Origin of the sequence: Enterobacter cloacae complex sp. FDA-CDC-AR_0132 (assembly GCF_003010695.1) — a bacterium.
GTDB classification, from domain to species: Bacteria; Pseudomonadota; Gammaproteobacteria; order Enterobacterales; family Enterobacteriaceae; genus Enterobacter; species Enterobacter ludwigii.
Genome location: NZ_CP027618.1, coordinates 1,963,617 through 1,974,681, shown reverse-complemented (window position 1 = coordinate 1,974,681; position 11,065 = coordinate 1,963,617). Strand labels below are relative to the sequence as shown.

Here is an 11,065-nt window from a genome sequence, read left to right as displayed (position 1 = left end):
CTCTGATGAATAACGATATTTGTCAGCAGATAGAGAATAGTGCGCACTACAGGGAGCTCGTGGATAAACGGCAACGGTTTGCCTTCTTACTTTCCATCATCATGCTGATTATTTACGTCGGCTTTATTCTGCTGATTGCCTTTGCCCCACACTGGCTCGGTACGCCGCTGCACGCGGGCACCAGCGTCACGCGCGGAATTCCGATTGGGATTGGCGTGATAATCATTTCGTTTGTGCTGACCGGCGTGTACGTCTGGCGCGCCAATGGCGAATTCGATCGTCTTAACAGAGCAGTCCTGGCAGAGGTAAAAGCATCATGAAGAAAGTCCTGACGGCGCTTGCCGCCACACTTCCCTTTGCCGCCAACGCCGCTGATGCCATCACCGGCGAGGTACAGCGCCAGCCAACCAACTGGCAAGCGATTATCATGTTCCTGATTTTCGTGCTGCTGACGCTGTACATCACGTACTGGGCCTCGAAACGCGTGCGCTCCCGTAATGATTACTACACCGCAGGCGGCAACATTACCGGTTTTCAGAACGGGCTGGCGATTGCAGGCGACTTTATGTCCGCTGCCTCCTTCCTCGGTATCTCCGCGCTGGTGTACACCTCCGGCTACGATGGTCTGATTTACTCCCTCGGCTTCCTCGTGGGCTGGCCGATTATTTTGTTCCTGATCGCAGAACGCTTGCGCAACCTGGGCCGCTATACCTTCGCAGACGTGGCCTCCTACCGGCTGAAGCAGGGGCCGATTCGTACCCTCTCCGCCTGCGGCTCGCTGGTGGTGGTCGCGCTGTATCTGATTGCGCAGATGGTCGGCGCGGGTAAATTGATCGAACTGCTGTTCGGCCTGAACTACCACATCGCGGTGGTGCTGGTGGGTGTGCTGATGGTGATGTACGTCCTGTTCGGCGGCATGCTGGCCACGACCTGGGTGCAAATCATCAAAGCGGTACTGCTGCTGTTCGGCGCCAGCTTTATGGCCTTTATGGTCATGAAACACGTCGGGTTCAGCTTCAATAATCTGTTCACTGAAGCGATGGCGGTACACCCGAAAGGGGAAGCGATCATGAGCCCTGGCGGGCTGGTGAAAGACCCTATTTCTGCGCTTTCGCTCGGTTTGGGTCTGATGTTTGGTACGGCTGGCTTGCCACACATCCTGATGCGTTTCTTCACCGTGAGCGATGCGCGTGAAGCGCGCAAAAGCGTCTTCTACGCCACGGGCTTTATGGGTTACTTCTACATCCTGACCTTTATCATTGGTTTTGGCGCCATCATGCTGGTGGGGGCGAATCCGGCGTTTAAAGACGCGGCGGGCGGGCTGATTGGCGGTAACAACATGGCGGCAGTGCATCTGGCCGACGCGGTAGGCGGTAATCTGTTCCTTGGCTTTATCTCGGCCGTGGCCTTCGCCACCATCCTCGCGGTGGTTGCCGGGCTGACGCTGGCGGGCGCGTCTGCGGTATCGCACGACCTCTATGCCAACGTTATCCGCAAAGGGGCAAGCGAACGTGATGAGCTGAAAGTCTCGAAAATCACCGTGCTGGTGCTGGGCGTGGTCGCTATTCTGCTGGGGATTTTGTTCGAGAAGCAGAACATCGCCTTTATGGTGGGGCTGGCCTTCTCCATTGCGGCAAGCTGTAACTTCCCTATCATCCTGCTCTCCATGTACTGGTCAAAACTGACCACCCGTGGGGCGATGATTGGCGGCTGGCTGGGGCTTTTGACGGCAGTGATTCTGATGGTCCTTGGCCCGACGATTTGGGTACAGATCCTCGGTCACGAAAGCGCTATCTTCCCGTATGAATACCCGGCGCTGTTCTCCATTGCCGTGGCGTTTATTGGTATCTGGATCTTCTCCGCGACCGATAACTCGCCGGAAGGTAACCTGGAGCGTGAGAAATTCCGCGCCCAGTTTATCCGCTCACAAACGGGTCTGGGCGTCGAGCAAGGCCGCGCGCACTAACCTCGTCTCCCCGGCCTTTCCGGCCGGGGAAATCAGAACATCACCCACGCCACCAGCGGTGCAATCAATACCATCACCACGCCCGAGAGCATCATCACCAGGCTTGCCACCACCCCTTCCTGCTGCCCGAGTTCATACGAACGTGCCGTTCCCGCACCGTGCGATGCCGCGCCAAATCCCGCCCCTTTCGCCATTCCTTCACGGATCGACAGCCGCAAAAAAAGCATGTCGCCAACCGCCATCCCGAAGACGCCCGTCACGACCACAAATAGCGCGACCAGATCCGGCTGTCCGCCGAGCGGCTTGGCCGCGGCCAGCGCAAACGGGGTGGTGACCGAACGGACGGCCAGGCTGCGCTGAATTTCATCGGGCAGCGTAAACAGCCGGGCCAGCCAGACGGAACTGCAGACCGCCACCACCGTGGCCGTGATCACGCCAGCGCTGAGCGACATCCAGTGGCGTTTGATGATCGCCAGGTTGTCATACACCGGTACCGCAAAGGCAATGGTCGCAGGCCCCAGTAGCCACAGCAGCCAGTGGGATTCCCCAATGTAGTTCTGCCAGGAGATATGCCCGAAGACCAGCATCAGGACCAGCAGGATCGGCGTGAAGACCAGCGGCATCAGCGGCAGCGCGTGAAAACGGCGATACAGCCGTTTATTGGCAAAGTAGATCGCCAGAGTGGCAATCAGGCACAACACGCTTATCTGGAAGTTAGTCATGCTTTTGCCTGCTGATTTCAAACCGATACACTTTATCAACCACCCAGGCGGTGGCCCCCAGCACCATCAGCGTGCTCAGCGCAATGACCGCGAAGATACGCCAGCCATCTACCCTCAGCAGTTGCGCATAGTTCACCACCGCGACCACGGCAGGCACAAAGAACAGCAGCATCTCCGCCAGCAGCCAGCGCGCGCCGGCGCGTACCCAGTTGAGGGGGATAACGCGGCAGAGGATAAGCGTCAGCATCAGTACCATTCCGACCAGGTTGGCAGGCAGCGGCAGATGCAACCAGTTGACAAGATATTCCGCGAAAACAAACAGTCCCGCATAAAGCAGTACCTGAACCGGTACCTGAAGTCGTTGCACAACGGCAGGCGTAACACGGCTTAACGCCACGGCCATGGGGGTTTTCCTCAAAAATGAGACGAGGCGCCAGTATAGTGAGCGCACGTAATGGACTGAAATGAATTAAAATCATCAAAGGTATAGTTCCGAGGAATAATCATGGACATAAGAACGCTGCGCTATTTTGTCGAAGTGGTTCGTCAGCAAAGTTTTACCCGCGCAGCGGAGAAGTTGTTTGTCACCCAACCCACCATCAGCAAGATGCTGAAAAACCTCGAAGATGAACTGAACTGCACCCTGCTTATCCGCGACGGACGCAAGCTGCTGCTGACCGATACCGGGCGGGTCGTCTTTGAACGCGGGCTGGCGATCCTGGCGGAGTTCCGCCAGCTGGAAGCGGAGCTTGGCGATATCAATCACCTGACAAAAGGGCTGCTGCGCCTCGGCATCCCACCGATGGTTGGGATGATGATGGCCGGCCCCATCAGCCTGTTTCGCCAGCGTTATCCCGGCGTTGAACTGAAAATTTCCGAGTTTGGCGGCTTAACGGTTCAACAGGCGGTCACCAACGGCGAGCTGGATGTCGCCATGACCGCCCTCCCTGTGGAGGAAGAGAGCGGTCTGGCGACGCTGCCGCTCTTTAGCCACCCGCTGTGCGTGCTGGTGCCCCGCTCTGGTGACTGGCTGAAGGTCGACACGGTGAAACCCGAACGGCTCGGTGAACACCCGCTGCTGATTTACAACGAAGATTTCGCCCTCAGCCGCCAGCTGATGGCGCTGTTTAATCAACACAACGTGAAGCCGCGCATTGCGGTGCGCAGCGGGCAGTGGGATTTCCTGGCCGCGATGGTGCAGGCTGGCGTCGGCATTGCGATATTGCCGCAGCCGATTTGCGAACGGCTCGATAAAAACACCCTGCGCTGGATCCCGCTGGAAAGCGATTTGCACTGGCAGTTAGGGATGATTTGGCGCGAAGGGGTTTATTTATCGCATAGCGCGCAGGCGTGGCTGAAATGCTGTGAAGGGTTTTGGGTCCCCTGACCCTCTCCGGGAGGAGAGGGTCAGGGTGAGGGCATCAGCCCGCACGGACTACTGATTCTCTATCAGCAAGGCTTCCAGCAAATCCAGGTCGTGCAGCAGTTTTTGCAGCGTCTCATTGCTGATTTGCCGCGTGGCGCGCAGGTGGTACAGCTCGGCACGCTCTGAGCGCAGCGCCGCCAGACGGAACCGGCGCTCCAGGTTCTCCTCCTGCAGCGAACTTTCCACATCGTTGCGGCCATCGGCACGACGACGCAGGTTACCAATCACGCGCGAGCTCACTTCGGTCAGCAGCTGGTTGTCGATGTTCTCTTCCGTGTCCGCCGCAAGACGTTCTTCCATCTTCTGAATGGCCACAATCGCCACTTCGGCGGTCGCCGCGCGGGCAATACGCTCCTCTTTATGCTGCTGAGTCGAGTCACCCGTCTCAATATGCTGCAGCAGAAGAGGCAGCATTATCACGCCGACAAACAGTGAGAACAGAATCACCCCTGCCGCCAGGAACACCAGTTCATAGCGCGCCGGGAAGACATCGCCCGTGGGCAGCAGCAGCGGAATGGACAGCACACCGGCAAGCGTAATCGCCCCGCGAACGCCAGCAAAAGAAGCAATCAGCAGCTCCCGCGTGGTCCACGAGCCGAACTCCATCGGTTTTTTCGTCAGGAAGCGCATGCTGAATTTTTTCATCGTCCACAGCCAGCCGAAACGCACCAGCATCAGCGCCATGTAGATCAGCACGATATCGGTGAACAACATCCACGTTTCGACATTCGGGTCGGCCTCGGCCGCCACCAGCGAGGATTCCATGATGCCCGGCAACTGCAGGCCCAGGAGCAGGAACACCATCCCGTTAAAGACAAATTCCAGCATCGCCCAGGTGCTGTTCGCACGCAGGCGCATGGCCAGCGGCGCGCGGCGCATTACGCCGGAGCGGGTGATGGTCATCCCCGCCGCCACCGCCGCCAGAATGCCCGACACGCCGATATGTTCGGCAATCAGGTAAGAGGCAAACGGCAGAAGGAACAGCAGCACAATCTGTGTCGCCGGTTCATCGCCGCCCCAGCGGCTGAGGAAGCGCAGCGAACGACCATACAGCCAGCTCACCACAAACCCGGCCAGGATACCGCCAATCGCCACCTTGAAGAATTCCAGGGTCGCGCCGCCTACGGTAAAGATCATCGTGCCCATCGCGACGGCCACGGCAAATTTCAGGGCAACCAGGCCAGAGGCGTCATTCATCAGCGCCTCACCCTGTAAAATCCCCATGATTTTCTTCGGAATACGGCCTTCACCGACAATGCCGGACAACGCCACGGCATCGGTTGGTGACAGCACCGCGGCCAGCGCAAAGGCCGGAATTAACGGAATGCCCGGTACCGCCCAGTAGATCAGGAAGCCAATCCCGACCACCGTGACCACCACGAGCGCCAGCGCCAGACCTAATATCTCTCGCCCGTGCTCAAGGAATTCACGCGTGGGCGTTTTCCAGCCATCGGCAAACAGCAGCGGCGGAATAAACAGCACGAGGAACAGTTCGGGATCGAACTCCACGTGCAGGCCAAACGTCGGCCACGCCAGCAGCGCGCCGATGGCAATTTGCATTAATGGCAGGGGGACCTGAAAGGGCAGTACGCGTGTGACTACCCCGGATAGCGAGACCACAAGAGTCATGATGAGTATTGTGAAGAAGATTTCCATGCGTTCCCTGTTTGCTGTGTTTCTTAAAAGCCAAACCTAAGGCGTCGTGCCTGTTATTCTATCTTCCCCAGAGTAACGCAAAAGACAACGGGATGAGTCCTGAAAATAAAAACGGGCGGCCTGAGCCACCCGTTTTCGCATCAATGGACAACTTAGATTGCCCAGCCGCCCGCGTAGAACGCCACCAGCGCGACGGCAATCACAACGGTGCCGATGTTCAGCTTGCGCCACTCGCCGGAGACCAGACGCCCAATCACCAGCGACGCAAAACCGATCATGATGCCGGTCACGATATTACAGGTCAGCACGATAAACACCGCCGTGATGAGGCCTGACATCGCATCCACAAAATCAGCAAAATCGATTTTCGCCACGTTGCTCAGCATCAGCAGACCAACGTACATCAGCGCAGGTGCGGTCGCGTAGGCCGGCACCAGGTAGGAGAGCGGAGAGAGGAACAGGATAAGCAGGAACAGCACGCCAACGGTAATGGCCGTCAGGCCAGTTTTACCGCCTGCCGCCGTACCCGCAGCGGACTCGATATACACCGCAGCCGGAGCCGCGCCCACCAGACCCGAGAAGACGCTGCTCAAGGAGTCGGTGGTCAGCGCTTTGCCGCCATCGATAATCTGACCGTCTTTATCCAGCAGGTTCGCCTGCCCCGCGACGGCACGGATGGTACCCGTTGCATCAAATACCGCGGTCATCACCAGCGCCAGCACGCTTGGCAGGATCACCGGGTTCAACGCCCCCATGATATCCAGACTGCCAATCAGAGAGTTGCCTTTGTCATCGCTCAGCGACGGCATGGCGAAAATCCCGGAGAAGTGAACGTTAGGATCGAAAATCAGGCCAACAATGGACACCCCGATAATGGTCAGCAAAATGCCGCCCGGGACTTTCAGTTTTTCCAGACCAATAATTACCGCCAGACCGATCAGGGACATAATGACCGGGAAGCTCGCGAAGTGCCCCAACGCCACCGGCAGACCGTCCAGCGGGTTCTTGATCACCAGGCCGACGCCGTTTGCGGCAATCAGCAGCAGGAACAGCCCGATACCAATGCCGGTGCCATGCGCCACGCCCTGAGGCAGGTTGCGCAAAATCCAGCTACGGATGCCGGTGGCGGAGATAACGGTAAACAGTACCCCCATCAGGAACACGGCACCGAGCGCAACCGGTACGCTGATGTGCTGACCCAGAACCAGGCTGAAAGCGGTAAAGGCGGTCAACGAGATTGCACAACCGATCGCCAGCGGCAGGTTCGCCCACAGGCCCATCACGATGGAGCCAACGCCCGCCACGAGACAGGTAGCAACAAAGACGGCCGCCGGCGGGAAGCCCGCTTTACCCAGCATACCCGGAACGACAATGACGGAGTAAACCATCGCCAGAAACGTGGTCAGACCGGCAACGATTTCCTGACGCACGGTGCTGCCGCGAGCCGAAATTTTAAAAATGGCGTCAAGCGAACCGCCAGTACGCGCAGATGGCGTAGACATAGAAAACATCCCCTGAGAGTTTTTATAGAAAGTCCGTAAGCGTGGTGGAGACGCCACTGCCAGCTAAACGTCAAATCCGTGTTTTGCATTTGCGACGAAAGGGGCGTCACAGAAAAAGCAAACGTTTAGCTCCGCGCTTACAAACGGGTGGTCAAATTAAGGCAAACGATTATCTAGCCTAATCCCCGCCCTTTTCAACTGAACTTTATCGTTTTTCGCTAAAATTCCCTTATGACGCTGAAGAAATAAACAGAGGATGCGCAAACGTTATCGTCTGTGCGCAATTTGTTTACATTTCACTCCCCACCCGGAATCGATAACGGGCCACCTTGCTCCAGCGTTTTTTGCCAGCCAGGGCTGCTCTCCACTTTTTTCTTCCAGGCCTGGGTATGCGGGAGGTTATCGATGCCACCTCGCGCCAGCAGGGCAAAAATCGGGAAGCTCATCTGAATATCCGCCATGCTGAGCGTATCGCCGGCAAACCAGCTGTTATGGGCAAGATGCGACTCAATAAAGCGTGCATGGGTTTCAAGCTGGCGGTTGAGATACGCTTTTTGCACTCCCTGCCCCAGCGCTTTACCCAACGTGCGGATACCAAACGGCACGGGCGGCTTACCGAGGCTACTGAAAACCAGCTTCATCAACAGCAGCGGCATTAGCGAACCTTCGGCATAGTGCAACCAGAAGCGGTACTGCACCTTATGCGCAGGATCCAGAGGCTTAAGCCGCGACTCCGGATCGTAGGTTTCCTGAAGATATTCGAGGATGGCCCCCGACTCGGCGAGGATCAGGCCGTTATCTTCAATAACCGGCGATTTGCCCAACGGGTGCACTTTTTTGAGCGACTCAGGCGCCAGCATGCTCTTTTCGCGCTGGTAACGAACAATCTCATAGGGCAGGGAAAGTTCTTCCAGCGCCCAGATCACACGGTGTGAGCGGGACTGGTTCAGGTGGTGTACCGTGAGCATTGTGTTCTCCTTTTATTCATACTTTTTAACTATAGAAAATCGAACAACACCGCGAAAAAAATTCGCCTAAAAAATGGCCTGACCGACTGGCGAAAAGACGGGTCTTGCATAGAATTAAAGTGTCAGCACAATCCGGAACCTCCCCAACACGCTCGACATGAGGGGTGCTGATGTCGGGGGAAACCCTCCCGTGAACCAGCGGGATAGAGTGAAAGACAAAGACCGGGAAAAACTAAAGCGCCCTTTTGTGGCGCTTTAGTTCTTTATGAGGTGCGGTATGAGGTGCGGTTTTCTGCCGCATCTCAGTCTTCCTCCAGCAACCGCGCCCCTGTCCCCTGCTCACCCAGCCTGTCGCCCGGGTTACGCAACGGACAATCACTGCGCGACAAACAGCCGCAGCCAATGCATCCGTCCAGTTCATCACGCAGCGCTACCAGCGTGTGAATGCGTCGATCCAGCTCTTCACGCCACTGAGAGGAAAGCTCTTTCCACTCTTTCGGGCTGAGAGAGTGCCCTTCCGGCAGCACGCCGAACGCATCGCCGATGGTGGCCAGGGGGATTCCGATTCGTTGGGCAATTTTGATAATCGCGACATAACGGAGCACATCACGCGTGTAGCGTCGCTGGTTTCCGGCGTTTCGGATGCTTTTAATTAACCCTTTGCTTTCATAGAAGTGGAGCGCCGACACCGCAACGCCGCTTCGCTTCGCCACTTCGCCGGGGGTTAACAACGCTTTAATTCGCGGCAATCTCTTTTCCATAAAACCTCTTTACCTCAAGTTAACTTGAGGAATTATACTCGCCCGCAGAGAAAACGACGAATCAACCAGGGCAGTTGTATCTACAGAGGGGCAACCTTATGTCGCATCAGCAAATTATTCAGACACTTATTGAATGGATTGATGAACATATCGACCAACCGTTGAACATTGATGTGGTCGCTAAAAAATCCGGCTATTCGAAATGGTATTTACAGAGAATGTTCCGTACCGTTATGCACCAGACGCTGGGTGAGTACATTCGTCAGCGCAGACTGCTGCTGGCGGCGCAGGCCTTACGCTCAACGCAGCGGCCCATTTTTGATATCGCGATGGATCTGGGATATGTGTCGCAACAAACCTTTTCCCGCGTGTTTCGCCGCGAGTTTGACCGCACACCGAGCGACTATCGCCACCAGTTGAATTAATGGCTCTCAATGCAAAGGTTGCTGCTGCCAGGTCATAAACTCCTGGGGCGGCATCGCTTTCGCGAAGTGCCATCCCTGACAGAACTGAACGCCACGCTTCAACAACCAGCTCACCTGCTCTGCCGTTTCCACCCCTTCCGCAATGGTTTTAAGCCGCAGGCTTTGTGCCATCTCAATAATATGCTCGGCGATAAGGTGGCTGGTGCTGTTGGTTGTTAGGGTGTCGATAAAGGATTTGTCGATTTTCAGAATATCGACATTCAGCGAATAAAGGTTGTGCAGGTTAGAGTAACCCGTTCCAAAATCATCAATCGCCACTTCGTAACCCGCCTGACGGAACGCCTGAATAACCGGAGTGGTTTTAGGGACATCAATAAAACCGCGCTCCGTGACTTCGATTTTAATTTGCTGCGCACGCACGGCGTAGTGTCGGGCCTTGTCCGAAATCATGGCGATCAGCCGTGAAGAGTGGAAATCCGTGGCCGACAGGTTAATCGAAATATAGAGATGCGGATGCGTTGCCAGGAATGTGCCCAGATCGCTGAATACCTCTTCGACAACATAATCCGTAATTCGCTCGCTCATGCCCTCTTTTTCCGCCAGCGGAATAAATTCAGCCGGGCTCATGACCGGCCCGTTAAAGCCAGGCCAGCGTAATAACGCCTCGGCTCCCACGCACTGGTTGTTCTTGATATCAATAATCGGCTGATAGTGGACACAAAGCTGACGTTTATTGAGCGCTCGCTGCAGTAACCGCCCGGGAGAATTGAGTTCACGATGGGTGCGAGACCACACCAGCAAAATAATTATGCTGCAGATCATCCCCAGCGGTAGCGTCAACGTCGCCTGGTGATAAAGCATTTCATAAAAACGTTTATTCGACGTCGACACGATAGCGGCAATAGGCCGTTTTGGGGATTTGACGACCGTATAAAAACGGTTATCTTTTTGAAATACCGATTCCTTATCCCGAATCATCGAACTTAATAAAGAAACATTCGCGCGCTGACTGACGGAAAAGAATGCATTCGTTACCGTGTCGTATACCCCCCACGAAAGGGAATGATCTGTCGACATTACTTCGCTGTAGGAAAGCGGATTGACCACCACAACATAATTTCCGCGCTGCATATATGTCATTTTATAGCCAGTGAAAAATGGCGTATCGCGATAATAATAGATAGCAACGTCAGGTTTACGTGTGTAATTAGCAGTGGATATCAGATAAGGATTGGCGGGTGTAAAAACGGTCGAACAAAGAAAATTCTGACCTTCAGCATAAATTAAATCCGCAACAAACAGACGACCGCGAACAACGTTCAACATATATTGGCGATGTTCTGGTGTACAACGTTCACCCTGATATTTTTCAGCCTCGTCGCGGGCCAGATCAACCTGTTGAATTACCAGTTCTGTTTTGTCTAACGCCAGTTCAGCAAAGGTACTTAGCTGGGCGCTTGTTTCCGACACGGCTCTTATCTGGGCAAACCATAGCGCAAGCATCACCGGCAGCATAACTACCATGATGATCCCTACCACCCTGAGCATCTTGCGCCGCGCGCTACGATTCATTTCCCGCCCTATATCCCTGCATGTTGTACGCCTGTAGTAATGAAGGCCGGATGCTTTGTTTAACAGG

The 11,065-nt window shown here is 55.6% G+C and carries 11 protein-coding genes; 4 read left to right on the top strand and 7 right to left on the bottom strand.

Annotated elements, in window-relative coordinates; all coding sequences use genetic code 11:
* The first annotated feature begins 5 nt into the window (after nucleotides 1-5).
* Nucleotides 6-320: a DUF485 domain-containing protein gene (locus AM379_RS09565; protein WP_014168233.1), complete on the top strand. Its 315-nt coding sequence runs from the start codon at nucleotides 6-8 to the stop codon at nucleotides 318-320.
* Entirely contained in the window at nucleotides 317-1,966 is a 1,650-nt protein-coding gene (gene actP / locus AM379_RS09560) for a cation/acetate symporter ActP (protein WP_106503640.1), read from the top strand. Before AM379_RS09565 ends, actP begins: the two co-directional genes overlap by 4 nt.
* A gap of 32 nt (nucleotides 1,967-1,998) precedes the next feature.
* Here actP and AM379_RS09555 read toward each other — a convergent pair whose 3' ends face one another.
* The gene (locus tag AM379_RS09555; protein WP_023310063.1) at nucleotides 1,999-2,688 is read right to left on the bottom strand and encodes an LrgB family protein; all 690 of its coding nucleotides are present in this window, start codon (nucleotides 2,686-2,688) and stop codon (nucleotides 1,999-2,001) included.
* Nucleotides 2,681-3,091 (bottom strand): CidA/LrgA family protein, encoded by a 411-nt coding sequence (locus AM379_RS09550; RefSeq protein ID WP_032679393.1) that lies wholly within the window; start codon nucleotides 3,089-3,091, stop codon nucleotides 2,681-2,683. Before AM379_RS09550 ends, AM379_RS09555 begins: the two co-directional genes overlap by 8 nt.
* Nucleotides 3,092-3,193: 102 nt before the next feature.
* Between AM379_RS09550 and AM379_RS09545 the strand changes: the two genes are divergently transcribed.
* Nucleotides 3,194-4,075, top strand: coding sequence for a LysR family transcriptional regulator (locus AM379_RS09545; RefSeq protein WP_025206385.1), 882 nt, complete (start codon nucleotides 3,194-3,196; stop codon nucleotides 4,073-4,075).
* A gap of 48 nt (nucleotides 4,076-4,123) precedes the next feature.
* Here AM379_RS09545 and AM379_RS09540 read toward each other — a convergent pair whose 3' ends face one another.
* The 4 genes from AM379_RS09540 to soxR all read right to left on the bottom strand — a co-directional run bounded on the left by AM379_RS09540 (nucleotide 4,124) and on the right by soxR (nucleotide 9,001).
* A complete protein-coding gene (locus AM379_RS09540) occupies nucleotides 4,124-5,770 on the bottom strand; it encodes a Na+/H+ antiporter (protein ID WP_014168228.1) in 1,647 nt (548 codons plus the stop codon).
* A gap of 152 nt (nucleotides 5,771-5,922) precedes the next feature.
* A complete protein-coding gene (gene ghxP / locus AM379_RS09535; RefSeq protein ID WP_020882835.1) occupies nucleotides 5,923-7,272 on the bottom strand; it encodes a guanine/hypoxanthine transporter GhxP in 1,350 nt (449 codons plus the stop codon).
* 296 nt (nucleotides 7,273-7,568) lie between these two features.
* Entirely contained in the window at nucleotides 7,569-8,240 is a 672-nt protein-coding gene (locus tag AM379_RS09530; protein ID WP_020882836.1) for a glutathione S-transferase family protein, read from the bottom strand.
* Nucleotides 8,241-8,542: 302 nt separating this feature from the next.
* On the bottom strand, nucleotides 8,543-9,001 hold the full coding sequence (gene soxR, locus AM379_RS09525; RefSeq protein WP_014168225.1) for a redox-sensitive transcriptional activator SoxR: 459 nt from the start codon (nucleotides 8,999-9,001) through the stop codon (nucleotides 8,543-8,545).
* Between the two features lie 98 nt (nucleotides 9,002-9,099).
* Here soxR and soxS point away from each other — a divergent pair, with 98 nt between their 5' ends.
* Nucleotides 9,100-9,426, top strand: a complete 327-nt coding sequence (soxS, locus tag AM379_RS09520; protein WP_013095071.1) for a superoxide response transcriptional regulator SoxS — start codon at nucleotides 9,100-9,102, stop codon at nucleotides 9,424-9,426.
* A 6-nt stretch (nucleotides 9,427-9,432) separates the two neighbouring features.
* Here the strand turns inward: soxS and AM379_RS09515 are convergent, their stop codons facing one another.
* Nucleotides 9,433-10,998, bottom strand: coding sequence for an EAL domain-containing protein (locus AM379_RS09515; protein WP_106503639.1), 1,566 nt, complete (start codon nucleotides 10,996-10,998; stop codon nucleotides 9,433-9,435).
* Between the last annotated feature and the right edge of the window lie 67 nt (nucleotides 10,999-11,065).

What these genes read in the sequence shown, in the direction of transcription:
- AM379_RS09530 (WP_020882836.1), bottom strand. Translation starts at nt 8,240, where the DNA reads ATGCTCACGGTACACCACCTGAACCAGTCCCGCTCACACCGTGTGATC.
- AM379_RS09545 (WP_025206385.1), top strand. Translation starts at nt 3,194, where the DNA reads ATGGACATAAGAACGCTGCGCTATTTTGTCGAAGTGGTTCGTCAGCAA.
- AM379_RS09540 (WP_014168228.1), bottom strand. Translation starts at nt 5,770, where the DNA reads ATGGAAATCTTCTTCACAATACTCATCATGACTCTTGTGGTCTCGCTA.
- soxR (WP_014168225.1), bottom strand. Translation starts at nt 9,001, where the DNA reads ATGGAAAAGAGATTGCCGCGAATTAAAGCGTTGTTAACCCCCGGCGAA.
- actP (WP_106503640.1), top strand. Translation starts at nt 317, where the DNA reads ATGAAGAAAGTCCTGACGGCGCTTGCCGCCACACTTCCCTTTGCCGCC.
- AM379_RS09555 (WP_023310063.1), bottom strand. Translation starts at nt 2,688, where the DNA reads ATGACTAACTTCCAGATAAGCGTGTTGTGCCTGATTGCCACTCTGGCG.
- AM379_RS09565 (WP_014168233.1), top strand. Translation starts at nt 6, where the DNA reads ATGAATAACGATATTTGTCAGCAGATAGAGAATAGTGCGCACTACAGG.
- AM379_RS09515 (WP_106503639.1), bottom strand. Translation starts at nt 10,998, where the DNA reads ATGAATCGTAGCGCGCGGCGCAAGATGCTCAGGGTGGTAGGGATCATC.
- soxS (WP_013095071.1), top strand. Translation starts at nt 9,100, where the DNA reads ATGTCGCATCAGCAAATTATTCAGACACTTATTGAATGGATTGATGAA.
- AM379_RS09550 (WP_032679393.1), bottom strand. Translation starts at nt 3,091, where the DNA reads ATGGCCGTGGCGTTAAGCCGTGTTACGCCTGCCGTTGTGCAACGACTT.
- ghxP (WP_020882835.1), bottom strand. Translation starts at nt 7,272, where the DNA reads ATGTCTACGCCATCTGCGCGTACTGGCGGTTCGCTTGACGCCATTTTT.